The following is a 25598-nucleotide window of genomic DNA, read 5'->3' on the forward strand; positions in this document are numbered from 1 at the left end:
CATGCTTCTGATCGGCGTTGCCGGTACCGAACTCAGCGCACAGGAACGCGACTGGCTGCAGCACGACGCGGTCGCCGGCGTGGTGCTGTTCAAGCGCAACTTCGCCTCGCGCACGCAGGTGGCCGAGCTGTCTGCGTCCATCCGCGCGGCCGCACCGCGCCCGGTGCTGATCTGCGTGGACCAGGAAGGCGGGCGCGTACAGCGCTTTCGCGACGGCTACAGCGCCCTGGCGCCGCTGCAGAGCTTCGGCGCGCAGTACGCGCAGGACCCCGAGGCCGCGCTCGCCGCCGCGCGCGCGCATGCGCAGCTGATGGCCAGCGAAGTGCGTGCCAGCGGCGTGGACCTGAGCTTCGCGCCGGTGGTGGACCTGGGCCGCGGCAACCGCGCCATCGGCGATCGTGCCTTCAGCGACGATCCGCAGATCGTGGCCAGCTTCACCCGCGCCTATGTGCAGGCGCTGCACGGCGCCGGCATGGCCGCCACGCTCAAGCATTTCCCCGGCCACGGCACCGTGCTGGAAGACACCCACGTCGACCATGCCAGCGACCCGCGTCCGCTGGAGGTCCTGTTGGCCGAAGATCTGCTGCCGTTTATGGCCGGCATCGAGGCCGGTGCCGACGCGGTGATGATGGCGCACGTGGTCTACCCGCAGGTCGCCCCGGAACCGGCCGGCTATTCGCCGCGCTGGATCGAGCAGATCCTGCGCGGGCAACTGGGCTTTCGCGGCGTGGTGTTCTCCGACGACATCGGCATGGCTGCCTCGTTCAGCGCCGGCGGCGTGGCCGGCCGGGTGCATGCGCATCTGGATGCCGGTTGCGACGTGGTGCTGGTCTGCCACCCGGAACTGGTCGACGAATCGCTGCAGGCCGTGCAGGGCCGCAGCCTCAACACCGCAGCATTGATCGGCCTGATCGGCCGCGGCGCGCTGGGCTGGGATGGCCTGCTCGCCGGCTCCGACGCCTCATTCACCACTCCCCTTTCCGCCTCTTTCGGAACAACTGCCTGATGTCCACGCTCACCATTTCCCAGGCCCTGGCCCAAGCCGATCTGCTGGTCGACCGCCCTGCCATCGATGCGGCGGTCGCCAGCATTGCCGACGCCATCGCGCGCGACTATGCCGGCGAAGTGCCGGTGTATCTCACCATCATGCACGGCGCGTTGCCGTTCTCCGGGCAGCTGGCGCTGGAGCTGGGCGCACGCGGCCAGGACCTGCAGTTCGATTACCTGCATGCCACCCGTTACCGCGGCGAAACCACCGGCGGCGAGCTGGTGTGGAAGCACCGTCCGGCCACTGCGCTGTTCGGTCGCCGGGTGATCCTGGTCGACGACATCCTCGACGAGGGCTACACGCTGCAGGGCGTGCGCCAGTGGTGCCTGGAGCAGGGCGCCACCGACGTGCGCGTGGCGGTGTTGACCGTCAAGCGTCACGACCGCTGCGTGCCTGGTGTGGCCGCCGACTACGTCGGCGTGGAAGTGGCCGACCGCTACGTGTTCGGCTTCGGCATGGACGTCAACGAGCAGCTGCGCGGCATTCCCGCCATCTACGCGATGAAGCAGTAACTGCCGCAGTTTGCCCGCGTCGCTGCGGGCAGCCCGGCGCGCAGGGCTGCGCGTCACCATCCTGTCTTTCGTTGCAGAGGTTGCTTGTGTCCTCCACTTCCATCGCATTGGCCGTCATCGGCGGCACCGGCGTCTACAAGCTCGCACAGCTGGATCAGGTGCAGACGCACGACATCGAAACGCCGTACGGCGCGCCTTCCGGCCCGATTCGCGTGGGCATGTTGCTGGGCCACCGCGTGGCATTCCTGGCGCGCCATGGCGAAGGCCATTCGCTGCCGCCGCACAAGGTGAATTACCGCGCAAACATCGCTGCGCTGCAGCAAATCGGCGCCGCGCGCGTGCTGGCGCTCAACACCGTCGGCGGCATCACCGAGCAGTTCGGCCCGCGCGTGCTGGCGTGCCCGGATCATCTGATCGATTACACCTGGGGCCGCGTGTCCACCTTCTGCGAAGAGCCGGGCAGCGAGGTGCAGCACGTGGATTTCGGCCATCCGTATTCGCCGATGTTCCGCAGCAAGGTCATCGCCGCCGCCAAGGTGACCGGCGTCACGATGGTCGCCGGCGGATGCTACGGCGCAACCCAGGGACCACGACTGGAAACGATTGCAGAGATCGCCCGCATGCGTCGCGACGGCTGCGATCTGGTCGGCATGACCGGCATGCCCGAAGCGGCTCTTGCACGCGAAAAAGGCCTGGAATATGCATGTTTGGCGATCGTGGCCAACTGGGCGGCCGGCTGTGGCGACGCGCAGGAAATCACCATGGCGGAGGTGTTGGCCAACGTCGATGCCGCCTCGTCCGGATTGCCGGAGCTGATCGGCGAACTTGCACGCGGGTGATTGTCATCGGGGCATAAGCTTTGCATACTCGGCGCGTACGCATCGCCGTACACCACCCATTAATTATTGCAAAGGTCTCGCATCACCATGCCGAACGGTACCGTCAAGTGGTTCAACGACGCCAAGGGATTTGGCTTCATCTCACCGGAGGACGGCAGCGCCGATGTCTTCGCGCACTTCTCCGCGATCAACTCCAAGGGCTTCCGCAGCCTGCAGGAAGGCCAGCGCGTCAGTTATGACGTGACCCAGGGCCCCAAGGGTGCCCAGGCTTCGAACATCACGCCGGTCGAGTGATGTGACTCGATTGTGCGGTTGAAGAACCCCGCCACGGCGGGGTTTTTTTGCATCGGCCCATGCGGGGTCGGTGCCGTCCAGGGAGCGAAGGACATGCAGCGAGCATTGCGCATTGCGGTAGTGGGTTATGGAACGGCGGGGCAGGCACTGGCCGTGCTGCTGGGCGCCGACGGGCACCGGCTGGACGTGTTCGAACGTGCCGCCACGCCCGGGCCGGTGGGAGCAGGCTTCCTGCTGCAGCCCAGTGGCCTGCAGGTGCTGTGGAAGATGGGCTTGCTGCCGCAGGCGCTCGCGCATGGCGCACCGGTGCGCCGGCTGTATGGCGAAACGCCGTGCGGACGCGCGGTGATGGACATGCAGTACCGCGATCTGGATGCGCGGCTGATGGGCCTGGGCATGCAGCGCGGCGCCTTGTTTGCGCTGTTGCGCGAGGCCTGGCCGGAGCACGCGCAGCTGCATGTGGATACCCGGATCACCGCGATCGATCACGACGGCGCGCGCCTGCAGGATCAGCGCGGGCACTGGCACGGCCCCTACGATCTGATCATTGCCGCCGATGGTTCTGCGTCGAGCTTGCGCGCGCAGGCGCAGGGCACGCGGCTGGATCGGGTGTATCCGTGGGGTGCGTTGTGGTGCCTGCTGCCACGCGAGGACTGGCCGTTCGTCGATGAGTTGCGCCAGCGCTATATCGGCGCGCGCAAGATGATCGGCCTGCTGCCGGTGGGCACGCGCCCGGGCGACGCCACCCCGCGGCTGAGTTTTTTCTGGAGCCTGCCGTGCAGCGATTTTGCCGCGTGGGAACAGCGCGGCATTGCCGCATGGCGGCAGGAGATTGCGCAGATGTGGCCGGATGCATATGCGCGTCTGGAGACCGTGCAAGTGCATGGCGCATTGGCGCGTGCGAGTTATCGCGACGCGGTGGTGACACGCTGGCATCGCGGCCGCTTCGTGCTGGCCGGCGATGCCGCACATGCGATGAGTCCGCAGCTGGGGCAGGGCGTCAACATGGCGCTGCTGGATGCGTTGGCGCTGCGCGATGCCTTGCGGGTCGGCGCCGATCTGGATGCGGCCTTGCAGCACTATCAGCGCGAGCGCCAGGCGCATGTGGCGATCTATCACCGCTGGAGCCGTTGGCTGACACCGTTGTTCCAGTCCGAGCGCGATCTCTGGGCGCACGGGCGCGATCTGCTGCTGCGCCCGATGGGACGCGTGCCCGGCGGACGCGGGCATATGCTGCGGGTGCTCAGCGGCACCCAGCACGGCTGGTTCGGCAAGCTGGCACTGGCGCCGGACTTTGTGGACGCGTTGGCGCAACCGGTGCCGCGTGTTGCCGTCGACAAGGCCGAAGCGGCCGCATAGAAGAAGCGGCGGCCTACGCAGTGCCGCGCCCGCTAACGCACCGGCAATGCCAGCGCATCGTCTTCCACGCAGGCGACCAGGCGCTCGCCTTCGACCAGCGTTGGCACGATGCCCGCAGTGAAATGCGAGAACGCCGGCAGGATGGTGACGCGCTCGCGCAACCAGAACGCCGGCCAGCGACGCGACATGCCGGGCAGCGCGGCCAGCGGATGCAGGTGCCCGCACAGTACATGCCCGGTCGGATGCGGCAGCGGATCGTGGCGCAGCACGAAGGGACCATCTTCGACCTGTTCGCCGGCCGCTTCGATATGCAGATCCGCACCGGCCAACGCGCGGTCGTGGTTTCCGCGGATGGCGATCACGCGCAACGCGCAGTGATGCTCGCGCCATGCGCTCCAGCGGCGATGCCAGGCCGCGCGCGGGGCAGGCCCGTGCAACAGATCGCCGAGGATCCATAACGCATCCACGTCGCGTTGCTCCAGCAGCGCATCCAGCCGCTCCAGATCGTGCGCGGTGCCGCCGGCCGGCATGCCGATGCCGGCGCGACGGAACACATCGGCCTTGCCCAGATGCAGGTCGGCGATCAGCAAGGCGCGTTGCGCCGGTCGATACAGCGCGCGTTCGCCGAGCAGTTCCACTGTTTCGCCAGCAAGCTGCAACTGCACGCTATCGCCCATGTTTACGCTCCAGTTGTTCGGCAGCGCGCAACACGCGGGCCTTCCAGTCTTCGGTACTCAGTTGGCCGCGCACGCGTTCGGCCCATAACGGAAACGACAGTGGGGTGAGGCTGCGCGGTTTGCACAGGCGCAGTTCGCGCCGCGCGCAATCTTCCAGTGCATGCGCAAGCCGCGCCAGTTCGAGCTGACCTTCGAACACTTCGCGCTCGGCCTGGGCAAGCAGCAGGTGATCGGGATCGAAACGTTGCAATACGTCGTACAGCAATCCGCTGGAGGCCTGCAGCTGCCGCAGGCTGCGTGGTGCACGGCCGGGCAGCGATGGCGACAGCAAGCCGGCCACGCGCGCGATCTCGCGGAACTGGCGGCGTGCCAGTTCGCCCAGGTTGAGGCTGTCGCGCAGATCGGCGAACAGCCCCTCCGGCGACAGCAGCGCCTGCAGGACGTTTGCATCGAGTTCCACATCCTGCGCCGGTGACAGCACGAATCCGTAATCGTTGGCAGCAAAACTGAAGGTATTGCGCTGACGCCTGCCCCAGCGCGCTGCCAGCAACGCGGCAAGCCCTTCGTTGACCTGGCGGCCGGCGAACGGATACACGAACACGTGCCGGCCATCGCGCGCCTTGATGCTTTCCACCACCAAATGGTCCGGGCCGGGCAGCGAGGACAGCGAGGCCTGCAGGCGCAGCAACGGCGCCAGCGCCTGCATTTCCGGCGCGTCGCTGGGATCGGCAAACACCGCTTCGACCTCGCGCCCCAGGGCCGAGGACAACGGCATGCGCCCGCCCATCCATTTGGGCACCACGCCGCTGCCACCCTTGGCCACGCGCACGTAGGCGGTCATGTCTTCCAGCCGCACCAGCTCCAGCAAACGGCCGGCAAACTGAAACCGATCGCCACGGCGCAGGCGGCCGACGAACTGCTCTTCCACCGCGCCCAGGCGGCCGCCGCGCAGGAACTGCACGCGCACGCTGCCGTCGCTGGTGATCGTGCCGATGGACAGGCGGTGCCGCAGCGCGACGCGCCGGTCGATGACCCGGTACACGCCTTCTTCGTCGCGCACGACCTTGTGGAAATCGGGGTAATGCGCCAGCGCACTGCCGCCCTGCACGATGAAGTCCAGTACCGCCTGCCAGGTGGCGTGATCCAGTGCCGCAAACGCATCGGTGCCGCGCACCTGCTCGAACAAGGCATCGGCCTGAAAACCGCCGCCCAATGCCAGGGTCACGCAGTGCTGCGCCAACACGTCCAGCGACAGGCGCGGCGGCGGCCGTGCCTCGATCTGGCCATGCACGATGGCGCGCCGCGCGGCGGCGTATTCCACCAGTTCCAGCGCATGCGAGGGCACGCACACCACATGCCCGGATTCGCCCGGACGGTGGCGCGCGCGGCCGGCACGTTGCAGCAGGCGCGCAATGCCCTTGGGGCTGCCGACCTGCAGCACCTGATCGACAGCCGGGAAATCCACGCCGAGATCCAGGCTGGACGTGGCGACCACGCAACGCAGGCTGCCGTCGCGCAGGCCTTGCTCGGCCGCCGCGCGCAAGGACGGGTCCAGCGAGCCGTGATGCAGCGCGAGCGTGGCCAGATCGTCCGGCCACACCGCACTCAAGGCCTGATGCCACAACTCGGCCTGGGCGCGCGTATTGGTGAACACCAGGCTGGTGCGCTGCTGCATGATCTTCTGCAATACGCGCGCCAGCTGCGCCAGACCCAGATGCCCGGCCCACGGAAAGCGCTCGCCGCTGTCGGGCAGCAGCGTCTCCAGGGTCATCGCGCGGGGTTTGACGCCCGACACCAGCGCGGCATCGGGGCGATGCGGCAACAGCACGTCGCGTGCCTGCGCCAGGTTGCCCAGCGTTGCCGACAGGCCCCAGATGCGCAGCTGCGGCGCCCAGCCGCGCAGCCGCGCCAGGCACAGTTGCAGCAGCACGCCACGCTTGTTGCCGAGCAGCTCATGCCATTCGTCGACGATCACGCAGCGCAGCGCCGACAGCTGCGGCGCGGTGTCGGGATACGACAACAGCAAGGCCAGCGATTCGGGCGTGGTGACCAGCACATCGAGCTTGCCGCTGCGCGCCAGCCGCTTGTCGCGCGCGCTGGCGTCGCCGGTACGCAGGCCCACCTGCCAATCCAGCCCCAGGGCCTCCACCGGCTCGCGCAGCGCGCGTGCGGTATCGGCGGCGAGTGCGCGCAGGGGCGTGATCCACAGCACCTGCAGCGTGCGTTGCTGTTGGCGTCGCGCGGCCGTGGCGGGCTTGCTCGCCGGCTTGCGTCCACGCGTGGACAAGGCCTCCAGCAGCGGCCCACCGAAGGCTGCCAGCGTCTTGCCGCTGCCGGTGGGCGTATGCAGCAAGCCGGACTCGCCCGCGAGATAGCGCTTCCACACATCACGTTGAAACGGCAACGGCGCCCAACCGCGCTGCGCGAACCAGGCACGCCATTGTTGCAAGGGCGTGCCGCGTGTCTGCGCCGCAGCGCTCACCGTGCCAGCGCCTGCAGGCTGCTCAGGTGGTCGGCCTCGTTCATCGGCTTGTCCTGTCGCCAGCGCAGGATGCGCGGGAAACGCACCGCAATGCCGGACTTGTGCCGCGCGCTGCGGTTGACCGCTTCGAACCCCAGTTCGAAGACATGGTGCGCGGTGACCGCACGCACCGGTCCGAAGCGTTCGGTGGTGTTGGCGCGGATCCAGCGATCCAGCTGCAGGATCTCCTTGTCGTCCAGCCCCGAGTAGGCCTTGGCGATCGGCACCAGCTGGCCCTCGTGCCACAGCCCGAAGGTGTAGTCGGTGTACAGCGTGCTGCGGCGGCCATGGCCGGCTTGTGCGTACAGCAGCACCGCATCGATGGTGAGCGGGTCGATCTTCCACTTCCACCAGTCGCCGCGCCGGCGGCCGGATTGGTAGGCGGAGCTGGCGCGCTTGAGCATCAACCCTTCCACGCCGCGCTCGCGTGCATCCAGGCGCAGCTGCGCGGCCGCCTGCCAGTCGCCGGCCTTTACCAGCGGCGAGGCGACGATGCGTGGGTCGGCGAGCGTGCTCAGCACGCCTTCCAGCAATGCGCGACGCTCCTGCAAGGGGCGCTCGCGCAAATCTTCGCCGTCCAGCTCGAGCAGATCGTAGGCAACCACGCGCGCCGGCGCCGCCGCCAATGTCTTCGGCCCGGGCTTGAGCCGCTGGATGCGCGTCTGCAAGGCGGTGAACGGCATCGGCAAGGACTGCTCCGGTTGCCAGGCCAGCAGCTCGCCATCGATGACCGTGCCGTCGGGCAACTGCAGCGCGGCCTGTTCGATCTCCGGGAAACGGCCATCCAGGCGTTCCTCGCCACGCGACCACAACGCCGCTTCGCCAGCGCGCCGGATCAACTGCAGGCGAATGCCGTCCCACTTCCATTCCAGCAACCAGTCATCGACCGCGCCCAGCGTTTCGACCTCGGCTTCGAGTGGCGAGGCGAGAAAGAACGGGTAGGGCTGCTGGCGATCGCCGGGCAGTTCCTCGGCGGTCAGCAGAGTGGCCAGATAGCCCGGATGCGGCCGCCAGCTGCCGAGCATGCGCTGTGCAATGCGCGCGATCTCTATCCCGGACATCTCCGCCAGCGCCTGCTGCACCAGTCGCTGCGACACCCCCACGCGCAGGGCGCCGGTGAGCAGCTTGTTGAACACCAGGCGCTCGTCGAAGGCCAGGCTGCGCCACGCCTGCACGATGCAGGCCTTGCGCACTTCCACGTCCTGGTTGGCGATCGGCAGCAACCGCTGTTCGATCCACTCGGCCAGCGGCAGATCGGCCGCTTCGGTGATCGGGTCGTCCAGCAACAAGGCCAAGGTCTCGGCCAGATCGCCGACATGGTCGTAGCTGTCGGCCACCAGCCAGTCGGCGATGCCGGCGGTGTCGGTGATCCATTCGCGCAGTTCGCCGCTGCTGGCGATGCGCATGCGCGTGCTGGCCACCTTGCCACCGGCCAGCAGGTACAGCGCCCACGCCGCGTCGAACGGCGGCGCACTGCGGAAATACGCGACCAAGGCCGCACGCTTGTCGAGCGTGCCGGTGCTGCGATCCAGGGTGCGGTACAACGCGGCAAATCGCTTCACGCCGGGCCCTGCAGCTTGGTGCGGTTGTCGGCAGCACGCAGTTCCAGCGCGCGCCGCGTAAATGCGCCCAGGCAGCGCGGGCGCCGGTAAGGTCGTGGCGGCCCGATCACTGCCGCCGGCAGTGTGCGGTGCACGCGAAACGCCAATGCGTGGCGACGGAACGCGAGTGCGCCGGTCAAGCGGATCCGTGGGCGCGCGCGCGCATAACGACGTGCAGGCAAGGGGTTCATTCCTCGGCTCCGAAATCGGTACGGAAGGCTTCGGCAGCGACGCCGCGTTCCAGCAGGTGCTGAATCAAGGCATCGGTGTTGCCGTGGGTGGCGATCACCCGCCGTGCGCCGGTGTCTTCGATGGTGCGCAGCAGGTCCGGCCAGTCGGCATGATCGGACACCACAAAACCGCGGTCATAGTTGCGCCGACGGCGATTGCCGCGAATGCGCATCCAGCCCGATGCGAAACCCTGTTGCGCGTGCCGGAAGCGACGGATCCAGGCGCTGCCGGCCGCCGATGGCGGCGCCAGGACCAGTTGCCCGGCATAGTCGGCGCCACGCGCATGTTCGCTGACCGGTTGGGTATCCAGCATCGGGATGCCGGCCTGGCGATACACCTCCACGCCCACCGCAATCGCGCCATGCAGCAAGGCTGGTTGCGTATCCCAGGCGCGCAATTCCGCCAATACGCGTTGCGCCTTGCCCAGGGCATAGCAATACAGAATGGCGGCCTCGCCGCGCTCTGCACATTCGTGGCGCCAGGCGACGATGTCGGCCGCGACATCGGCGGTATCCGGCCAGCGATACACCGGCAGCCCAAAGGTCGCTTCGGTGATGAAGGTGTCGCAGGGCACCACTTCGAACGGTTTGCAGGTGGGATCGTGCTGGCGCTTGTAGTCGCCCGATGCAACCCAGACTTCGCCATCCACCTCGATGCGCACCTGCGCCGAGCCGAGCACATGCCCGGCCGGATGCAGCGACACCCGCGCGCGTCCCAGCTCGAAGGCTTCACCGTCGGCATGCGTGTGATAGACCTGCTCGCCCAGGCGCCACTGCAGGATCGGCAAGCTCTCGTGCGTGCAGTGGTATTCGCCCATGCCGCTGCGTGCGTGGTCGCCATGCCCATGCGTGATCACCGCACGTGGCACCGGCCGCCAGGGATCGATATGGAAGTCGCCCTGCGGGCAATACAGGCCTTCGGGGCCAAGCACCACCAGATCGCCAAGTTGTCCGTTGCCGTTGCGCATGCGGCAACTCTGGCCAAGCCGGTGTGCAGATCCTGAGAATGGGCATGGCACGCATCGACGCACCACTGCGCCAAGGCCTGCAGATCGCAATCGCTAGTCGAGCCAGTGCGCGATCAAGGCAAGGCCATCGACTCGAGCAAGCGCCTGGCGTGGCATGAGCTGTCCGTCAATGCAGCACGCCCGCCGCCAGCTCGCACCATTGCGTATCGAACAAGCAGTCAGCACTCGGAAATCGAACACCCACGCAGGCGCTGGCCCGCATCATCCGCCGCGATTCCCGATTCCCGATTCCCGATTCCCGATTCCCGATTCCCCGCCCCAACCGCTAATGCCGCGACCGCCGCCCAGGCGAACGCACCGCAGTCGCCTCCACCGCCAGCGTAAAGCCGCGCTCCTCGCCGGCCTGCATTGCGCCGACATCCACGACCTGGCGCCGAATCTCCTCGCCCTTGCCGTTACGCACCACCACCACCACGGTGTATTCCCATGGATCGCCATCGGCGGGATGGCGAATGGCGCCGTCGACCTTGAGCGGCACGATCGGTGCCGGTTGTGCGTGCTGCGCCGCCGCCGAGTCGAAGCGCAGGTGGTGCTTGCACGCAGGGCAGACGCTGGCGCTTTCCAGGATCGTCGCCTTGCAGTGCGGGCAGCTGCGCGTGGCACCGGGCGTGCCCGGGCGGGGCGCACTCATGTGGCGTCGCTGTCTCCGCTGACGACCGGCTTGGCCGCAACGACCGGTTTGCCGGTGTCCTCGCCCCAGCCGAAATCGGCCTGGCCGCGCATGCGCGCACCCGAGGCCACGGTCAGGCTGCCGGCCTTGACGTCGCCGACCAGCACGCCGGAGGTCTGCAGCTCCACCTGCGCGGCCGATTCGATATTGCCCTCCAGCTCTCCGGCGATGATCACCTTGTTGGCGCGCACGCCGCCGTTGAGCTTGGCGCCGCGCTCGATGGTGAGATCGCCCTTGACGTTGACATCGCCCTTGAAGCGGCCGGCCAGACGCACGTGACCGGCGCCCTCGATCTTGCCTTCGATGCTGATGTCGGCGGCGATCAGCGATTCCTTGGCCTCGCCCTGGCGCTGCGGTGTGGCCGCGGCGGGTGCGGCGCTCGGTGGCGCGGCGGCGGGCACCGGGGGTGCCGGGCTGGCCTCGGCAGTGAACAGCCGCCCATCGGCAGCCGGGACCTCAGGGGCTGCGGGAACGCCGTCTTTCTTGTTGGGACCTTGATCGCGCCACATCGACATCGGACTGTCTCGCTCGGGGGTCAAAACCGACTATCGCCGCGCGGACCGATCTTTTGTGTGACGGGTTACGCAAACCAGCACCGATGGCGCGCGTGCTCAGTCCACTGCGGGCGTGGCGGCGCCATGCCGCTCGACCCGGTTACGACCGCCGTGCTTGGCGACATACAGGGCCGCATCGGCCTTCTGGATCAGGCTGGCCCCTAGTTCGCCATCGACCGGGAAGCTGGCCACGCCGATCGAGGCCGTCACCCGCGGCAACGAGCGCGGGCCGTCGCTGACTGCCAGGGCCGCGATGTGGCCGCGAATGTCCTCGGCCACGCGCAGCGCCTCGACGCCATCGGCCTCGGGAAGAATGACCGTGAACTCTTCGCCACCGTAGCGGCAGGCGACGTCTTCGGCACGCAGCCGGGTCAGCAGCAACTCGCCCAGCGCCGCCAGCAGCAGATCGCCGCCGGCGTGGCCCTGGCTGTCGTTGAATTGCTTGAAGTGGTCCACGTCCAGCATCAGCACCGACAACGGCAGGCCGCGGCGTGCGCAGCGCGCCAGTTCGTGGCTGAGCGATTCTTCCAGATAGCGGCGGTTGTACAGCCCGGTCAGCGGGTCGCGAATCGACTGACGGCGCAGCGATTCGCGCAGGCGCAGATTGCTCAACGCCAGCGACAGCTGTTCGGCGGCCGCCTCGGCGATTTCCAGGCGGGGCATCGGCCCCGGACCCGGCGAAGACAGGAACAGGAAGCCGAGCTGGGTGCCTTGCGCGGACATCGGCAGGCATGCGGTGGTGACGGCGCTGCCGGGCTCGGGCGTACCGATATGCACGCACAGCGCATCCCGGCCCAGGTCGTCGACGATGTGCGGTTGTCCACGGCGCAGCGCCCAGCACTCTTCAGGCAGCAGATGTGGCGCGCTGTGCACCAGCGGCTCGCCCCAATGGCTGATCGCCTCGGCGCGATCCTGCGAGGCACGCAGCAGATACACGCTTCCGGCAACGCCCGGCAGCAGGCTGGCGAGGGTGCGGCTGCTCACCATCAGCGCCTCTTCTGCGCTGATGCAGCTTTGCAATAGGCCGGTATAGCGGCTGAGCAGATTGAGATCGGCGGTACTGCGTTGTAGCGCAACGACGCTGTCGCCCAACTCGCGATTGGCCTGCGCTGCCAGTTTCTCGGCCTGCGAGCGATGCCGCAGTTCGCGCATCAGCAAGGCATAGACGGTACCGACCACCGCCAGCCCGAACGGGATGCCGGCCAGTGCCAGCACCAGCAGCAAGGCCGCACTTTGTCGGCTGCTTTCGGCGCGCTGGGTCAGCAGCTCCTGCTCGCGTTGCACCATGGTCAGCGCCTGCTCGCGGATCGCGCTGGTGGTGCGGAAGGCGGTCTGCCGGATGCCCGCGCGGGCCGGCTCCAGGCCCTGCTGCGCGTACACGTCGAGCACGTGCTGGATCTGCTGCAGGCGCGTTTCCACCAGTCGCTGCAAGGTGTCCAGGTGCTGCACCTGGTCGGGATTGTCGGCAATCAGGCGACGCAGGTTATCGAGCAGGATCGGCAGGCGCTCGACGCTGGTCTGATAGTCGAGCAGATAGGCATCGTTGCCGGTGAGCAGAAAGCCGCGCTGCGCCGATTCGGCATCCAGTACGCGCGCCTGGATCTCGTCGACCCGGCCGATCACTTCATGCGTATGCGAGACGAGCGCGGCATCGGCCAACGAGCGACGGGCACCGACAAAGATGCCGATACCGATGGCGATGAAGATCAGGGCAGAGAACGCCAGCGCCAGCTGGTTGCGGCGGCGCGCGGTAAAAGAGGAGGGCATGGACGAATGCTAGCCTGCCAGCCTCGACAACACGAGGTCGCCGTTGGCGGGAAACAAGCGCGCCGGCCCAATTTGGCCGGCGCGTTCGCAAACTGCTGATACGGTCACACGGTCAATCAATGCTGCGGATGGTCGGCGTCGTGCTTGTCGGCGTTCTGCTCGGCCTTGTTGGCCATCTCGCGGGTCTTGTCGGCAGTGGCGTCTGCGGCATTGGCGGTTGCGCGGCTCGCATCGGCGGCCAGTTCGCGTGCAGCCACGCGTGCATCTGCGGTGGCGGCCTTGGCCTGCACGGCGGCGCGATCGGCAGCTTGTTCGGTCGCAGCCGCAGCGTGCTTGGCAGCGGAGGCGGCATCGCGTTGCGCCTGCTCGGCGTCAGGGCCCTGGCAAGCGGCGAGGGTGAGAGCGGCGATGGCGCTCAGCGACAGCATGCGGATCGTCTTCATGGGTGGTCCTGTTCCTGTTCCGGTGTTGGAAGAGCGAGCTTATGCACGGGCCGATGCAGCCGGCGTCAATGCGCGGCCGGCCATTCAGCCAACGGGCGGCATGCACCGTGCACGTCGCGACAGGGAGCCGCTCCGGTGCAGGAACGGCAACGCTGGTCAGGCGCCTATAAATCGCGGGCAAAGAAAAAGCCGCTGGAAACCAGCGGCTTTTTCCGAACTCGCTTGGAGCTAAGAAGTGATTACTTCTTGGCTTCTTCGGCGGTGTCCTTAGCAGCTTCGGCGGTGTTCTCAGCCGTCTTGGCAGCGTCGGCAGCCTGCTCAGCAGCAGCGTCGGTGGCGGCGCCGGAAGCAGCCTGGGCAGCGTCAGCAGCGGTGTCAGCCGAAGCAGCGGCGGTGTTGGCAGCAGCCTGAGCGGCGTCAGCCGACTGCGAGCCCGAGGCAGCAGCCTGGTCAGCAGCGGTCTGAGCGTCGGCAGCAGCTTCGTTAGCCGAAGCAGCAGCGTCCTGAGCCTGTTCCGGCTTCGAGCAAGCGGTCAGGGCCAGGCCCAGAGCCATTGCGATCAGCAGCTTGTTAATGGTCATTGTTTCAATCCTCGTCGTTAGATTAGGCAACGCGCTATTGCGCGCCCCCGACATGATGACGGTCCAAAGACCAGTGTCAAGCGTGCGCGCATTCAGTTTTGCAAAATCGCCGTTAAAAACAATTAAATCAATTCGATAGCGATGGCAGTCGCCTCGCCGCCGCCGATGCACAGGGTCGCGATTCCGCGCTTGCCACCGCGCGTGCGCAACGCATTCACCAATGTCACCACCAGGCGGGCACCGGATGCGCCGATCGGATGGCCCAAAGCGCAGGCACCGCCGTTGACGTTGACCTTGTCGTGCGAAATGCCCAGCTCGGCGATCGGCGTCATCGCCACCACGGCGAATGCTTCGTTGATTTCGAACAGATCCACTTCGTCCAGTTGCCAGCCGATCTTGCCGATCAACTTCTGGATGGCAGCGACCGGCGCAGTGGCGAACCACTCAGGTTCCTGCGAGTGGGTGACATGCCCCACGATGCGCGCCAACGGTGCGATGCCACGCCGCTGCGCCTCGTCTGCTCCCATCAGCACGGTGATCGCCGCGCCATCGGAGATGCTGGACGAGCTGGCGGCGGTGACGCTGCCGTCCTTCTTGAAGGCCGGCTTCAGGGTCGGGATCTTGGCGATGTCGGATTTGGCCGGTTGCTCGTCGCTGTCGACGACCACCTCGCCCTTGCGTGTGGCCACGGTGACCGGAACGATTTCATCGGCGAACGCGCCGCTGCGCTGGGCAGCCTGCGCGCGTTCGACCGAGGCGATCGCAAACGCATCCTGATCGGCGCGGCTGAAACCGAACTTCTCGGCGGTGGCCTCGCCGAACACGCCCATCGCCTGGCCGTCGTAAGGGTTGGTCAGCCCATCCCAGGCCATGTGGTCGACCGCCTGGAAGTTGCCGTAGCGGTTGCCGGTGCGCGAATTGGGCAGCAGATGCGGCGCATTGCTCATCGACTCCATGCCGCCGGCGACCACGATGCTGGCCGAGCCTGCCTTGATCAGATCGTGTCCGAACATGATCGCCTTCATGCCCGAGCCGCACACCTTGTTGATGGTGGTGGCGCCGGTGGAGGTGGGGATGCCTGCGGCAATCGCCGCCTGACGTGCGGGCGCCTGGCCCAGGTTGGCCGGCAGGACGCAGCCAACGATGACTTCTGAAATGTCGGCCGGCGCGACGCCGGACTGCGCCAGTGCGCCGCGGATCGCAGTGGCGGCGAGCGTCGGCGCCGGCACACCGTTGAATTGACCAAGGAACGAGCCGATGGCAGTGCGTTTGGCAGCAACGATGACGATGTCGGACATAAAGGAGATACCGTTTAAAGTGAAACGATTATCTGCCTCATGCTCGGTTCGCGCCAGCACGCCCCCCGGCGCTGCGACATTCGCTACGCAATCAGCTGCGACAGCCGTGTGAGGATGCAGTATAAAGACGGCGTTCGGGCCCGGGATTGGGCCCTATCCATGGAATGGGTTCGGGGAGAGCATCAAATGAACAAGACAGACGTCGCCAGGACTGTCCTGGCCTCGGCGTTGGCCGTGGCGTTGACCGCGTGTGGCGGCGGTGGTGGGGGCGGTGGTATCCGTCCGAGTACACCGACGGCACCGCCACCGACGTCGCCACCGCCGCCACCGCCGCCGACTTCACCGCCACCGCCACCACCTCCGCCGCCGGTGGTGGCACCGCCGACGACCCCGGAACCCGCATTCGACGCGCATCTGGCGCTGACCAACGCACGCGCTGCGCAGGCATTGGGTTTCACCGGTGCGGGCTATCGCATCGGCGTGATCGATACCGGCATCAATTCCAATCATCCGGCCTTGCAGGGGCGGGTCAGCAACAGCTTCATCTATGTGGATCCGCGTACCAACAACGTCGCTGCGGGCGATGTGGTGGGCCACGGCACGGTGGTCGCGCAGCTGGCAGCCGGGCGCGCAGTGGGCCAGTGGCCGGGCGGCATCGCCAGCGGCGCCGGCCTGGTGTCGGCACGCATCATCAGCGACGAAGCACCGGACGATGACGGCAGCGGCGAAGGCAACGAGGTCGATGGCCCGCTTGGCCTGGGTCCGGTGCATGCCGATCTGATCAGTGCCGGCGTGCGCATCATGAACAATTCCTGGGGCGGGCTGTATTGGAACGACCCGGCGGTGACCAACCAGATTGCGCAGGAATACCGGCCGTTCGTCATCGGCAACGATGGGCTGGTGGTGTTCGCGTCGGGTAACGAATCGCGAGCGCAGCCCTCCGATACCGCCGCGCTGCCCAGCCAGCTGGGCCCGAACGGCACGCTGCCTGCCGCCGATCTGGAACGCGGCTGGCTGGTCGTCGCTGCGCTGGATACCGCCAATCCCACGCAGCTGGCCTCGTACTCCAATGCCTGTGGCGTGGCGATGCGCTATTGCCTGGTGGCACCGGGCACCTCGATGTTCCTCGACCCCGATGCGACCGCCAGCAATATCCGCTACTTCTACGGCAGCGGCACCTCGTTTGCGGCGCCATTGGTCTCCGGTGCGGCTGCGCTGGTGTGGCAGGCGTTTCCGTACTTCAGCAACGATCTGGTGCGGCAGACGCTATTGGGAACGGCCACCGATCTGGGTGCGGCCGGCGTCGACCCGACCTTCGGCTACGGCCTGCTCAATGTCGGCAAGGCGGTGCTGGGGCCGGCGCGCTTTGATTGGGGCACGGTGGATGTCACCGTCAACACCTTGCGTTCCACCTGGGCCAACGACATCAGTGGCACGGGTGGTCTGACCAAACGCGGCACCGGTACGCTGGTGTTGAGCAGTGGCGCCAATACGTTCAACGGCGACACCCAGGTGCTGGGCGGCACCTTGCAGACGGCCAGTCTGCAGAGTGCGCGCGTTGGTATCGCCAATGGTGCGACGTTGATCGGTGCGGGCAGGATCGGCGGACGCGTCGATAACGCCGGCACCCTGCAGGTCAACAGTGCGACGCTGTCGATCGCGGGCAATTACACGCAGGCCAGCAACGGTCGCCTTGCCTTGAACGTGGGCGACCGGGTGAACGTGACCGGGACCGCGACGATTGCAGGTGATCTGCAAGTGCTCGGCCGCCGCGATTACGTGGTCGACAACGCGACCTACACGCTGTTGCAGGCCAGCAGCGGATTGCAGGGCACGTTCGACACGCTCAGCCGCGGCGCGGCCGTGACCTTCCTGGATGCCTCGCTGACGTACGACAGCAATACGGCTTACCTTGCCTTGCGCAGCTTGAATGCCACCGCCGTTGCCGCCACGCTGGGCATGACCGGCACGGCAGCGATGGATTCGGCAATCCGCGTCGAGCAGGCGTTCCAGCAGGTGGATGCGCAGCAACTGCAGGGCATTGGCGGCATCAGCAGCGGGTTCATCCGCGCCGCAGCGGCGTTGCAGCAGTCGCCGGATGCCAAGGCTGCCGCCGATTCGCTGCGTAGTTTGTCCGGCCGTGCGCACGCCGAGTCGGCAGCGATGACCTTCGACACCATCGATCTGGGGCGGCGTGCGTTGGCCTCGCATTTTGATGGATTGTCGCAGCAGCCGCGCATGCTGGGCGTCTGGCAGCGTGCGCTGGGCGGGCCGGGCGAGGGTGGCGTGACCACCGCAGGATTCGCCACCTCTGGCTGGATGATGGGCAACGACCTGCGCCTGGCGTCGGGCGCAGTCACCGGCTTTGCCTTCGGCGAAACGCGCTCCAACAGCCTGGGCGATCTGGACGGCGCACGTGGGCGCGATCGGCAGGTGCAGGGGCAGTTGTACTGGGGTACCACGCTGGGGTCGGCGTACACGCTGAGCCAGTTGGGTTTCGGCAACGTCAACCGGCAGATCGAGCGCAGCCTGCAGTTGGGCGAAGACCGCAGCAGTGCCTTCAGCGACTACAGCGGCAGTTACCTCAGCGGCAACCTGGAAACCGGGTATCGCCTGGGTGGCGCGCGCGCCAGCCTGACGCCCTACATGGGGCTGGATTATGTGCGTCTGCGCAGCGAGGGATTCCGCGAAAGCGGCGGCGACGGCTTCGGCTTGCGTGCCGATGCCAGCACCTCCTCGCGCACCCAGGTGCTGGCCGGCGTGCGTTCGTCCTATCGCTGGCGCGGCGTGCAGCTCGGCGGTTATGCCGAATGGCAGCAGGCGTTGAGCAGCGACGGCCTGACGCTGGATGCCAGCTTCATCGGCGTGGACGCATGGGCGCCGTTGCGCGGCATGCAGCCGGCGCGCTCGGGTGGTCTGTTCGGCATCACCGCGGCCGCGCCGTTGGGGCCGCAGAGCCAGTTGCGCTTCGGCTACGACCAGCGAGTGGGTGAGCGTGGTGACGATCGCGCGTTGAGCCTGCGCTACAGCGCCGATTTCTGATCGGCGCGCCTGATCGGTGGTTCATCTGTCCAGGCAAGATGCCTGGACAGGTGGGTCACTCACCGCGCAGCTTGTGCAGGAAGCGCGGTGCGGTGCGGCCCAGCGGCAGTTTGAGTTTGCTGATCGCCTCGATACGCGCCTCGGCAATCTGGTCGGCCGCCTGCTGCGGCGCGACGCCCAAGCGGGAAGACAGGTCGAAGACCTTTTCCAGGTTGTGATAGATGCTGCGGATCAGGCGCATCGCACGTTCGCGGTTGTAGCCGTCGATCTCCAGCGACACGTTCATTACGCCACCGGCATTGACCACGTAATCGGGCGCATACAGGATGCCGCGCCTGTGCAGCTCTTCGCCGATGGCGGCGCTGGCGAGCTGGTTGTTGGCGGTGCCGCAGATGATCTTGGCCTTCAGCCGCGGCAACGTGTCTTCGTTGATCGCGCCTTCCAGTGCGCAGGGTGCGAATACATCGGCCGGCACCTGGTAGATCTCCTCGATGCTGACCGCTTCGGCACCGTATTCGGCCACCGCGCGATCCACCAGCGCCGGGTTCAGATCGGCCACATAGAGTTTGGCGCCGCGTTCCTTGAGCAGCTTCACCAGCTCCATGCCGATGTGGCCCAGGCCCTGGATCGCGATGCTGGTCTTGCCGACTTCCTCGTGGCCGAGCCTGCGATTGAGCGAGGCCATCAACGCCTGCAACGCACCGTAGGCGGTGAACGGGGCCGGGTCGCCGGAGCCGCGATGCACCTGGTGCACGCCGGTGACGTACTCGCTCTCCAGGTAGATCTGTTCCATGTCGTTGACGTCGGTGCCGACATCTTCGGAGGTGATGTAGCGCCCGCCCAGGGTGTCGACAAAACGGCCGAATGCGCGGAACAGCGCCTCGCTCTTGTCACTCTTTGGGTCGCCGATGATCACCGCTTTGCCGCCGCCGACATTCAATCCCGCCAGCGCGTTCTTGTAGGTCATGGTGCGGCTGAGCCGCAGCGCATCGTCCAGCGCCGCCTCGCTGTTGGGGTAGGGGCGCATGCGCACGCCACCCAGCGCGGGCCCGAGACGGGTGCTGTGCAACGCGATGATCGCTTTCAGGCCGGCGTCGCGGTTGTGACAGAAAATCACCTGCTCGTGGCCGGTGGTGTCGAGGGTTTCGAAAAGCATCGAAGGCTCCGCGGGGCTGCGTGATGTGCCTTCCCTGAGGCCGGGCCGGAACCCGTGCAATGGGAAACAAAAACGCGACGTCTGCAGACCCTGTCCGATCACGTCGCGCTGCAACATTTTAAACCACGTCGGCGGGGGCTAGTGTATGAATCTGTTCACCAATGCCGATAGCGCTGCTGCCGGAACCACAGCGTTCCCAGCCATTTGCTCCCTGCGCTGACCGGCAGGCCGGCGTGCAGCGAGTCGGGGTCGGGGCGGCCATCGGCATGCAGATTGTCGAAGCACACCACCGACCCGGCACGTGGGCGCACGCGTACGCCCGCGACCGGGAAGTCGGTATCGCCCCCCGCCTCGACGTCGTTGAGGTAGACACAGGCGGTGCGCAGGCGATTGCCGGCAGTGGGGCGGTCGGCGGCGATCGTGCCGGGCGGCAGGTAGTCGCGATGCGCGCGGTACTGCTCACCCGGCGCGTAGCACAGCACCGACAGCGCTTCGGCATGGGTCAGCGGCAGCTGCGCGCAGGCCGCCACGCGCGCCTGTGCCGCACGCGCGGCAAAGTCTTCGAGGATGGGGTCCAGGGTGGCGCCGCGGCTGGTGCGGATCGGCGCGCGGCGCGTGCGCGCATCGTTGGGGTCGACCACCTCGGAGGCGCGCAGATGCGGCCGCGCCAGCAACATCAACAGGCGGCACTCGTCGGCAGACAGCACGCCGCAGACTTCTTCGATCATGGGCGCGTCGTGGCGGCGCGTTGCGACATGTCGGGCAGCGAAACGGATGCGCGGGTCGTCGACGAGCGGATCCGGTGGCGTGATCTGCACGGACGGCGCCGCGGCAATACCCAGCGGCTGCAATTGCCGCAGCAGCTGCGCCGCGGCGTCGGGTTGCGGCCGGACGCCTTCGCCACGCAGCAGGCGCTCGGCCAGTAGCGCGGCAGCCAGTGCGTCACCGGCTGCGGCGGCGCGCTCCAGCAAGGCAACGCAGCTGCGTTGCTGCGCGGGGTGATCGATCCGGCCGTGCTGGATGGCCAGCGCGCGCAGCGCGGGCGGGTAGTTGGCTGCGGCCGCTGCATGCAAGCGGGATTGCGCCTGCGTGTCGAGCATCAACGGGGCGTCGGTGATGGCCACGGTCGCCAACAGATAGCGCGCTGCCGCAACATCCTGGCGCTCGGCGTGTTGCCAATGCTCCTGCGCACGGGCCAGGTCCACCTCGCAACCCACACCGTAGGCCAGCATGCGGCCGGCTTCGATTTGCGCGCCGGCATCGCCTGCGGCCGCACTGCGCGTGTACCACGCCAGCGCCTGCTCGGGCTGCCCGGTACGCACCAATGCATGTGCCAGCGCCGTCATTGCTGCGGGGTGGGCGGTCTGTGCGGCCTGGGTGAGCTGCTGGAGGGACGGTGCCTGCATGGAGGCATTCTAGGAGAGGCCGGCAACCCTGTCGTGCCTGATCCCAGGCGGGCGCCGCTGCGGCCCGCATAGGTCGATGGCGGCCTCGCCGAGATCAGTGCAGGTCGCGCGTCCCCGGCGGAAGACCGGTCGCCATGGACGGGTGGTCGCGGCGATGGGCTGCCTCGTCCAGCCGGTGCACGATCACGCGTCCGTGGCCAGCGCCAGGTGGGTCAGATACAGGCGCAGGTCGAACTCCAGTTGGTGGTAGTCCGGGCTCATGTGGTTGCACAGCTGGTAGAAGGCCTTGTTGTGATCGGCCTCCTTCAGATGCGCCAGTTCGTGGGCGACGATCATCTGCAGGAACGGTTCGGGCGCATCGCGAAAGATCGAGGCGATGCGGATCTCGCGGCTGGCCTTGAGCCGGCTGCCGTGGACGCGCGAGATCGCCGTATGCGTACCCAGCGCATGCTTCACCACCTGCAGATGGTTGTCATAGAGCGCCTTGTGCAGCGTGGGCGAGGAGCGCATGTAGCGCTCCTTCATGGCCTTGACGTAGTCGTACAACTGCCGGTCGGTGCGGATGCTGTGGCGATCCGGGTAGCGGCGTGCCAGCACCAGGGCGAGTTTGTCCTGCGCGATCAGCTCGCGCACCTGATCCAGGACGGCGGGTGGGTAGCCGGCGAGATAGCGAAGAGTGTCCATGCCAATCGATTGCTGCGAGCTGCGCATGATCGCCGATGCAGGCGCTGCTGGCGAATCTGCATGCGCGAATGTGGCGTCATGTGTCAGGCGTATTCACGAATGCGGCACATCCGGATGCGTAGCGTGCAGCGCATGTTTTGCGGCACGACCGCGCAAGCACACGACTGAACACGGCACCGTGCCGGATGAGGAGACAACAAACATGATCAAGTGGGCCATTATTTTCGCCATCATCGGACTGATTGCCGGTGCGCTCGGGTTTGGCGGCATGGCGGGCGCTGCAATGGGGATTGCCAAGTTCCTGTTCTGGGCCGGCATCATCATCGCCATCGTGCTGTTCGTGCTCGGCATGACGATCGCCAAAAAGGTGACCTGACGCCCGAGGCGTGCATCGGCATGCGGTTCGCATGCCGGCTACATCGCCCGGAATGCAAAGGAGCGGCCAGTGGCCGCTCCTTTTTTTTATTCCTGCAAGCTAATCAACCAACAAAACGACAAGCCGGCCGCGAGCGAGGTCTAGCGCAGGACACTCGCTGCGTTCTTGCGCGGATCAGACGCCAGTGTCTTCGGCAGTGGTGTGCAAGGCGATATTGAGTTGATCGATGGTCACGATCCAGTCGGCATCGTCGAGGCGCTCTTCACGCAGCAGCTGCGCCTGCGCCGGTGTCCAGAAGGGCGCTTCCTCCAGGCGCATGTCGCCTGGCAGCGGAGAGTGTTCGTCGATGAAGCTGCGGATGCTGACCTCATCCGACGGCAGGCCCAACTGGGCGAATAATTCGGAGAACGGGTGGACGTGTTGTTCCATTGCGACTTCCTCGAAGAGTGCGAATGGGCGGATGCTAAAGCACCTGATTTGAGCGCGCTGTGCACGTCCGGCTTGGATTTGCCCGGGCGCATGCCCATATTTGAGTTCTGAGCAGACAAGCCGAGGCGAACATGGCGACCGGATGGGCAGGTGATGGGGCGGTGCAGGACCAGATCGATGCGACCGTCGAGGACGCGATCAAGCGCGCGCGGAGCCAACTGCATCAGGGCCCGAGCCTGACTCACTGCGAGGAGTGCGATGCGCCCATCCCCGAGGCGCGCCGCAAGGCAGTACCGGGCGTGCACCTGTGCGTGAACTGTCAGCAGGCGCACGACCAGGAGCAGGCGGCGCAAGGCGGCTACAACCGTCGGGGCAGCAAGGACAGCCAGCTGCGTTGATTGCCACGCGGCTTCAGCGCAACCGGCAAACGACTGCGCTTGCCGACAGGCGGCTGCGGCCATCGCTCGGGCCTACATGCGACATTCGTATGCCGTGCTTGCGACGCGCCGACCGAGTCACCCGATAACGGCTCACTACGTCCTGCCAGACGCCCTCAGCTGGCGTTGAAGTGGCTGGTCTCGCGCCAACGGCGCGTGGTGCGCTGGAAGAACAGGCTGTTGGGAACCTGCAGTACGCTGCCGGCATGATCGCCGGTTTCTTCCAGGGTCGTGTAAATCACGTTGATGTCGATCACCCGGCCCTTCAGGCCGGGCTTGTCGCCGCCTTCCAGCAGCTCGATGTGGTCGTGCAGGCGGAACGGGCGCGTGGTGATGATCAGGAAGGTGCAGAAGATATTGGACAGCACGCTCCATGCCGCGAAGAACGCCACGGCACCGACTGCCGCGAATCCGGTGAACGCGGTCCACAAGGTGCCGCTGGAGACGCCCAGCACGTTCAGTACCGTCAGCACCGCAGTGACGGAAATGATGAAGCTGCCCACGCGACGGATGCCGATCATCATTTCCGCCGGCAGGCTGTAGCGCGTACACAGGCGGCGCAGCACTTGCCGCAGCAGTAGCCGAACCAGCGCGGCAACGGCGAGGATCAGCACGATCTGGACCGTCAGCACTGCCACGGTCAGCCACTGCAGATTCCAGTGCGGCAGCAGGCTACGGATCATGGTGGGCAAAGCGTCGGACGCGGACATCGGATCGTGCAGGTTCACAGAGAACACCCATTGTAACGGGGACATCATTGCGCGGCCGGTGCGCGGGGTGAACGCGCGCTCAGCGGTGGCGGCAGCGAGCTTGAGTCAAGGGCGCTGCGATGGATTGCGATATCACAGCTGTGCGTGGCCGGGGCGTTCGCTGCCATGCGCATCGATGAAGGCCAACACGGCGCTACAGCAGCGACCGAACGCCACGATGACGCTGCAACCGGTCAACGCGTTGAACTGCCGCCATGCGCGGACAACGCGACAACGCGCCGCCACAGCTGCTCGACGCGGCGTACCAGCAACCAGTGCGCTGGTGAGTTCAGCTCGACGCATGACAGCCGCGTCGACGGCAGGTGCAGCAGGCAGGCCTGCAGGCGCGCAGGCGTCAGCGTGAGCTGCACTGCATCCATCGGCAGCGGGGCTGGGCACTGGGTGGAGCACAGGCTCAGCAGGATTCCGAGAACATGCGGCATGGCGACGTCCGATCAGGGGGCCTGCGCCTGGAGCGGCCAACGGCGGTGCTCCCGGCAAACGATGCGGCGCAGGATTGCGCCATCGCAGGCTTGGATGCGGCGAACGGCGAAAGGGTTTAGAACGGCAAAAAAGGAAGCGAGCAGTCGTCAGGTGGGTAAGGACGGCACGCTCTGAACCGAAGTGGCACGACGGGGCCATGCCGATTCAGACCACCGGCCGCGCCCGCCGGGCGGCTGCGCAGTAGGCTGGTCGGTCGCGACTGGAACCGTGCTCAAAAAAACCTGGGCGCGGTTTAAACCTTTGTGCTGCCCGGCGCATCGAAGTGGATATGCTCGACACCTCCATGCCCATCGATGCCTCAGCTTGTGACGGTCCGGCCGGACGCGACGATGCGGCGCTGGCGCGTGCCGCTGCAGGCGGCGATCGCACCGCCTACGAGGCCATCTACCGCCGTCATGCGCCGCGCCTGTATGCGGTGGTGTGGCGGCTATGCGGGGGCAATGCGGCACGTGCCGACGATGTGCTGCAGGAGACCTTCATTGCCGCGTGGAAGGCCTTGCCGCAATTCCGCTTCCAGAGCGCGCTGGGCACCTGGCTGCACCGGCTGGCCGTCAATACGGCCCTGATGGAGCTGCGTGCGCGTTCGGCTGCGGGCGATCAGATGGTGGACGATGCCGATGGCGAGATCCTCGCTGCCATTCCAGGTGTCGCAGCCTGCCAGGCCACTCAGATGGATCTGGAGCGCGCGCTGGAGACGCTGCCGCCGCGTGCACGCGCGGTACTGGTGTTGCACGACATCGAAGGCTGGAAACATCAGGAAATTGCCGACGAACTGCAGATGGCGGTCGGCAGTTCCAAGGCGCAACTGCATCGCGCGCGCGGCCTGCTGCGCGTGCGGCTGGGAGACATTGCATGAATCACGATCCGCTTGATCCGCAGGCAACCGATGACGCCGCGTTGTCCGCGCGTCTGCGTGCGTTGCCGCAACAACGTCAGCCACCGGCACAGCTCTGGGAGCGCATCGCGCCCGCACTGACGCCGCACACCAACGTGGTTGCGCTGCAGCCGCGCCGCCAGCGTGCCTGGGCCTGGCCCGCGTTCGGTGTGGCGCTTGCTGCTGCGCTGGCCGTGGTGGCGATCGTGCCAGGGCTCGATCGCTCGACCCAGGCGCCAGCGCCAGCGTCGGCGCGCCCTGGCCTGGTGGCGCAGGCACAGGCAATGGCCGGGCAGTACCAGCAGGCCATCGATGCAGTGCCGGTGCAGCAGGTGCCGGCCGATCTGCGCCCGGCGCTGGCCGAGCTGGACCAGAGTGCACAGGCCATCCACCACGCCATCGCGCAGAGTCCACGCTCTGCATTCCTGTTATCGCAGCTGCAACGCACCTATGCCAAGCGCCTGCAACTGACCCGTCTTGCCGCGCAGGGCGAGACGTCCTTTCCAAGCTGAGGAGCAT

Annotated in this window: 27 protein-coding genes and 1 other RNA gene; 10 read left to right on the forward strand and 18 right to left on the reverse strand. The window is 66.9% G+C overall.

Going from position 1 to position 25598, the window contains the following annotated elements:
• Nucleotide 1 precedes the first annotated feature (1 nt).
• The 5 genes from nagZ (at nt 2) to ABQ039_RS06440 (ending at nt 4052) form a co-directional block, all read left to right on the forward strand.
• Nucleotides 2-1006 carry a beta-N-acetylhexosaminidase gene (nagZ, locus tag ABQ039_RS06420; protein ID WP_024938024.1) on the forward strand — a complete coding sequence of 335 codons (1005 nt, stop codon included), beginning with the start codon at nt 2-4 and terminating at the stop codon, nt 1004-1006.
• Nucleotides 1006-1560 (forward strand): hypoxanthine-guanine phosphoribosyltransferase, encoded by a 555-nt coding sequence (locus tag ABQ039_RS06425; protein ID WP_016903731.1) that lies wholly within the window; start codon nt 1006-1008, stop codon nt 1558-1560. Before nagZ ends, ABQ039_RS06425 begins: the two co-directional genes overlap by 1 nt.
• Before the next feature lie 86 nt (nt 1561-1646).
• Nucleotides 1647-2399 (forward strand): S-methyl-5'-thioinosine phosphorylase, encoded by a 753-nt coding sequence (locus tag ABQ039_RS06430; RefSeq protein ID WP_104568756.1) that lies wholly within the window; start codon nt 1647-1649, stop codon nt 2397-2399.
• A gap of 87 nt (nt 2400-2486) precedes the next feature.
• Nucleotides 2487-2693 carry a cold-shock protein gene (locus tag ABQ039_RS06435; protein ID WP_003488188.1) on the forward strand — a complete coding sequence of 69 codons (207 nt, stop codon included), beginning with the start codon at nt 2487-2489 and terminating at the stop codon, nt 2691-2693.
• Nucleotides 2694-2786: 93 nt separating this feature from the next.
• A complete protein-coding gene (locus tag ABQ039_RS06440; RefSeq protein ID WP_349778451.1) occupies nt 2787-4052 on the forward strand; it encodes an NAD(P)/FAD-dependent oxidoreductase in 1266 nt (421 codons plus the stop codon).
• A gap of 32 nt (nt 4053-4084) precedes the next feature.
• Here the strand turns inward: ABQ039_RS06440 and pdeM are convergent, their stop codons facing one another.
• The 11 genes from pdeM to ABQ039_RS06495 all read right to left on the reverse strand — a co-directional run bounded on the left by pdeM (nt 4085) and on the right by ABQ039_RS06495 (nt 15422).
• Nucleotides 4085-4729 carry a ligase-associated DNA damage response endonuclease PdeM gene (gene pdeM / locus ABQ039_RS06445; protein ID WP_349778452.1) on the reverse strand — a complete coding sequence of 215 codons (645 nt, stop codon included), beginning with the start codon at nt 4727-4729 and terminating at the stop codon, nt 4085-4087.
• The gene (locus tag ABQ039_RS06450) at nt 4719-7211 is read right to left on the reverse strand and encodes a ligase-associated DNA damage response DEXH box helicase (protein WP_349778453.1); all 2493 of its coding nucleotides are present in this window, start codon (nt 7209-7211) and stop codon (nt 4719-4721) included. Before ABQ039_RS06450 ends, pdeM begins: the two co-directional genes overlap by 11 nt.
• The gene (locus tag ABQ039_RS06455; RefSeq protein WP_102581096.1) at nt 7208-8812 is read right to left on the reverse strand and encodes an ATP-dependent DNA ligase; all 1605 of its coding nucleotides are present in this window, start codon (nt 8810-8812) and stop codon (nt 7208-7210) included. The genes ABQ039_RS06450 and ABQ039_RS06455 overlap by 4 nt, the downstream gene beginning before the upstream one ends.
• The gene (locus tag ABQ039_RS06460; protein ID WP_024938018.1) at nt 8809-9042 is read right to left on the reverse strand and encodes a hypothetical protein; all 234 of its coding nucleotides are present in this window, start codon (nt 9040-9042) and stop codon (nt 8809-8811) included. Before ABQ039_RS06460 ends, ABQ039_RS06455 begins: the two co-directional genes overlap by 4 nt.
• On the reverse strand, nt 9039-10049 hold the full coding sequence (locus ABQ039_RS06465; protein WP_065031828.1) for a ligase-associated DNA damage response exonuclease: 1011 nt from the start codon (nt 10047-10049) through the stop codon (nt 9039-9041). The genes ABQ039_RS06460 and ABQ039_RS06465 overlap by 4 nt, the downstream gene beginning before the upstream one ends.
• A gap of 325 nt (nt 10050-10374) precedes the next feature.
• Nucleotides 10375-10740 carry a hypothetical protein gene (locus tag ABQ039_RS06470; protein WP_184611019.1) on the reverse strand — a complete coding sequence of 122 codons (366 nt, stop codon included), beginning with the start codon at nt 10738-10740 and terminating at the stop codon, nt 10375-10377.
• A complete protein-coding gene (locus ABQ039_RS06475) occupies nt 10737-11294 on the reverse strand; it encodes a polymer-forming cytoskeletal protein (protein ID WP_166771083.1) in 558 nt (185 codons plus the stop codon). Before ABQ039_RS06475 ends, ABQ039_RS06470 begins: the two co-directional genes overlap by 4 nt.
• A gap of 96 nt (nt 11295-11390) precedes the next feature.
• Entirely contained in the window at nt 11391-13100 is a 1710-nt protein-coding gene (locus tag ABQ039_RS06480; RefSeq protein ID WP_126965721.1) for a diguanylate cyclase, read from the reverse strand.
• Nucleotides 13101-13216: 116 nt separating this feature from the next.
• A complete protein-coding gene (locus ABQ039_RS06485) occupies nt 13217-13543 on the reverse strand; it encodes a hypothetical protein (protein WP_126965722.1) in 327 nt (108 codons plus the stop codon).
• A 239-nt stretch (nt 13544-13782) separates the two neighbouring features.
• On the reverse strand, nt 13783-14124 hold the full coding sequence (locus ABQ039_RS06490; RefSeq protein WP_016904096.1) for a hypothetical protein: 342 nt from the start codon (nt 14122-14124) through the stop codon (nt 13783-13785).
• A gap of 122 nt (nt 14125-14246) precedes the next feature.
• Nucleotides 14247-15422, reverse strand: coding sequence for a thiolase family protein (locus ABQ039_RS06495; RefSeq protein WP_349778454.1), 1176 nt, complete (start codon nt 15420-15422; stop codon nt 14247-14249).
• A gap of 186 nt (nt 15423-15608) precedes the next feature.
• Here ABQ039_RS06495 and ABQ039_RS06500 point away from each other — a divergent pair, with 186 nt between their 5' ends.
• A complete protein-coding gene (locus ABQ039_RS06500; protein ID WP_349778455.1) occupies nt 15609-18464 on the forward strand; it encodes a S8 family serine peptidase in 2856 nt (951 codons plus the stop codon).
• A 55-nt stretch (nt 18465-18519) separates the two neighbouring features.
• On the opposite strand, the gene ABQ039_RS06505 is transcribed toward ABQ039_RS06500, so the two are convergent.
• The 3 genes from ABQ039_RS06505 to ABQ039_RS06515 all read right to left on the reverse strand — a co-directional run bounded on the left by ABQ039_RS06505 (nt 18520) and on the right by ABQ039_RS06515 (nt 21737).
• Entirely contained in the window at nt 18520-19620 is a 1101-nt protein-coding gene (locus ABQ039_RS06505) for a Glu/Leu/Phe/Val dehydrogenase dimerization domain-containing protein (protein WP_102581102.1), read from the reverse strand.
• A 155-nt stretch (nt 19621-19775) separates the two neighbouring features.
• Entirely contained in the window at nt 19776-21026 is a 1251-nt protein-coding gene (locus ABQ039_RS06510; RefSeq protein ID WP_349778456.1) for a 2OG-Fe(II) oxygenase, read from the reverse strand.
• A gap of 183 nt (nt 21027-21209) precedes the next feature.
• Complete coding sequence (locus tag ABQ039_RS06515; protein ID WP_349778457.1) at nt 21210-21737, reverse strand: M48 family metallopeptidase; 528 nt, start codon at nt 21735-21737, stop codon at nt 21210-21212.
• A gap of 175 nt (nt 21738-21912) precedes the next feature.
• Between ABQ039_RS06515 and ABQ039_RS06520 the strand changes: the two genes are divergently transcribed.
• Nucleotides 21913-22086, forward strand: coding sequence for a DUF1328 domain-containing protein (locus ABQ039_RS06520; RefSeq protein ID WP_003489471.1), 174 nt, complete (start codon nt 21913-21915; stop codon nt 22084-22086).
• A 174-nt stretch (nt 22087-22260) separates the two neighbouring features.
• Here ABQ039_RS06520 and ABQ039_RS06525 read toward each other — a convergent pair whose 3' ends face one another.
• A complete protein-coding gene (locus ABQ039_RS06525; RefSeq protein ID WP_024938008.1) occupies nt 22261-22515 on the reverse strand; it encodes a DUF2789 domain-containing protein in 255 nt (84 codons plus the stop codon).
• Nucleotides 22516-22646: 131 nt separating this feature from the next.
• Here ABQ039_RS06525 and ABQ039_RS06530 point away from each other — a divergent pair, with 131 nt between their 5' ends.
• A complete protein-coding gene (locus tag ABQ039_RS06530; RefSeq protein ID WP_024938007.1) occupies nt 22647-22913 on the forward strand; it encodes a DksA/TraR family C4-type zinc finger protein in 267 nt (88 codons plus the stop codon).
• 155 nt (nt 22914-23068) lie between these two features.
• On the opposite strand, the gene ABQ039_RS06535 is transcribed toward ABQ039_RS06530, so the two are convergent.
• From ABQ039_RS06535 to ABQ039_RS06545, 3 genes are all read right to left on the reverse strand, one after another.
• Nucleotides 23069-23662 carry a mechanosensitive ion channel family protein gene (locus ABQ039_RS06535; RefSeq protein WP_349778458.1) on the reverse strand — a complete coding sequence of 198 codons (594 nt, stop codon included), beginning with the start codon at nt 23660-23662 and terminating at the stop codon, nt 23069-23071.
• Nucleotides 23663-23895: 233 nt separating this feature from the next.
• Nucleotides 23896-24144 (reverse strand): hypothetical protein, encoded by a 249-nt coding sequence (locus tag ABQ039_RS06540; RefSeq protein WP_349778459.1) that lies wholly within the window; start codon nt 24142-24144, stop codon nt 23896-23898.
• A gap of 123 nt (nt 24145-24267) precedes the next feature.
• Nucleotides 24268-24343, reverse strand: a non-coding RNA gene (locus tag ABQ039_RS06545) — sX9 sRNA.
• A 130-nt stretch (nt 24344-24473) separates the two neighbouring features.
• Here ABQ039_RS06545 and ABQ039_RS06550 point away from each other — a divergent pair.
• Nucleotides 24474-25061, forward strand: coding sequence for an RNA polymerase sigma factor (locus tag ABQ039_RS06550; protein ID WP_024938004.1), 588 nt, complete (start codon nt 24474-24476; stop codon nt 25059-25061).
• Nucleotides 25058-25591 (forward strand): hypothetical protein, encoded by a 534-nt coding sequence (locus tag ABQ039_RS06555; protein ID WP_166764196.1) that lies wholly within the window; start codon nt 25058-25060, stop codon nt 25589-25591. The genes ABQ039_RS06550 and ABQ039_RS06555 overlap by 4 nt, the downstream gene beginning before the upstream one ends.
• The last annotated feature ends 7 nt before the right edge of the window (nt 25592-25598 follow it).

Origin of the sequence: Xanthomonas sp. WHRI 6108 (assembly GCF_040202385.2) — a bacterium.
GTDB lineage: Bacteria > Pseudomonadota > Gammaproteobacteria > Xanthomonadales > Xanthomonadaceae > Xanthomonas > Xanthomonas arboricola.

What these genes read in the sequence shown, in the direction of transcription:
- ABQ039_RS06500 (WP_349778455.1), top strand. Translation starts at nt 15,609, where the DNA reads ATGAACAAGACAGACGTCGCCAGGACTGTCCTGGCCTCGGCGTTGGCC.
- ABQ039_RS06435 (WP_003488188.1), top strand. Translation starts at nt 2,487, where the DNA reads ATGCCGAACGGTACCGTCAAGTGGTTCAACGACGCCAAGGGATTTGGC.
- ABQ039_RS06550 (WP_024938004.1), top strand. Translation starts at nt 24,474, where the DNA reads ATGCTCGACACCTCCATGCCCATCGATGCCTCAGCTTGTGACGGTCCG.
- ABQ039_RS06530 (WP_024938007.1), top strand. Translation starts at nt 22,647, where the DNA reads ATGGCGACCGGATGGGCAGGTGATGGGGCGGTGCAGGACCAGATCGAT.
- ABQ039_RS06510 (WP_349778456.1), bottom strand. Translation starts at nt 21,026, where the DNA reads ATGCAGGCACCGTCCCTCCAGCAGCTCACCCAGGCCGCACAGACCGCC.
- ABQ039_RS06485 (WP_126965722.1), bottom strand. Translation starts at nt 13,543, where the DNA reads ATGAAGACGATCCGCATGCTGTCGCTGAGCGCCATCGCCGCTCTCACC.
- ABQ039_RS06425 (WP_016903731.1), top strand. Translation starts at nt 1,006, where the DNA reads ATGTCCACGCTCACCATTTCCCAGGCCCTGGCCCAAGCCGATCTGCTG.
- ABQ039_RS06495 (WP_349778454.1), bottom strand. Translation starts at nt 15,422, where the DNA reads ATGTCCGACATCGTCATCGTTGCTGCCAAACGCACTGCCATCGGCTCG.
- ABQ039_RS06475 (WP_166771083.1), bottom strand. Translation starts at nt 11,294, where the DNA reads ATGTCGATGTGGCGCGATCAAGGTCCCAACAAGAAAGACGGCGTTCCC.
- ABQ039_RS06490 (WP_016904096.1), bottom strand. Translation starts at nt 14,124, where the DNA reads ATGACCATTAACAAGCTGCTGATCGCAATGGCTCTGGGCCTGGCCCTG.
- ABQ039_RS06505 (WP_102581102.1), bottom strand. Translation starts at nt 19,620, where the DNA reads ATGCTTTTCGAAACCCTCGACACCACCGGCCACGAGCAGGTGATTTTC.
- ABQ039_RS06480 (WP_126965721.1), bottom strand. Translation starts at nt 13,100, where the DNA reads ATGCCCTCCTCTTTTACCGCGCGCCGCCGCAACCAGCTGGCGCTGGCG.
- ABQ039_RS06525 (WP_024938008.1), bottom strand. Translation starts at nt 22,515, where the DNA reads ATGGAACAACACGTCCACCCGTTCTCCGAATTATTCGCCCAGTTGGGC.
- ABQ039_RS06520 (WP_003489471.1), top strand. Translation starts at nt 21,913, where the DNA reads ATGATCAAGTGGGCCATTATTTTCGCCATCATCGGACTGATTGCCGGT.
- nagZ (WP_024938024.1), top strand. Translation starts at nt 2, where the DNA reads ATGCTTCTGATCGGCGTTGCCGGTACCGAACTCAGCGCACAGGAACGC.
- ABQ039_RS06515 (WP_349778457.1), bottom strand. Translation starts at nt 21,737, where the DNA reads ATGCGCAGCTCGCAGCAATCGATTGGCATGGACACTCTTCGCTATCTC.
- ABQ039_RS06540 (WP_349778459.1), bottom strand. Translation starts at nt 24,144, where the DNA reads ATGCCGCATGTTCTCGGAATCCTGCTGAGCCTGTGCTCCACCCAGTGC.
- ABQ039_RS06535 (WP_349778458.1), bottom strand. Translation starts at nt 23,662, where the DNA reads ATGTCCGCGTCCGACGCTTTGCCCACCATGATCCGTAGCCTGCTGCCG.
- ABQ039_RS06440 (WP_349778451.1), top strand. Translation starts at nt 2,787, where the DNA reads ATGCAGCGAGCATTGCGCATTGCGGTAGTGGGTTATGGAACGGCGGGG.
- pdeM (WP_349778452.1), bottom strand. Translation starts at nt 4,729, where the DNA reads ATGGGCGATAGCGTGCAGTTGCAGCTTGCTGGCGAAACAGTGGAACTG.
- ABQ039_RS06460 (WP_024938018.1), bottom strand. Translation starts at nt 9,042, where the DNA reads ATGAACCCCTTGCCTGCACGTCGTTATGCGCGCGCGCGCCCACGGATC.
- ABQ039_RS06555 (WP_166764196.1), top strand. Translation starts at nt 25,058, where the DNA reads ATGAATCACGATCCGCTTGATCCGCAGGCAACCGATGACGCCGCGTTG.
- ABQ039_RS06465 (WP_065031828.1), bottom strand. Translation starts at nt 10,049, where the DNA reads ATGCGCAACGGCAACGGACAACTTGGCGATCTGGTGGTGCTTGGCCCC.
- ABQ039_RS06470 (WP_184611019.1), bottom strand. Translation starts at nt 10,740, where the DNA reads ATGAGTGCGCCCCGCCCGGGCACGCCCGGTGCCACGCGCAGCTGCCCG.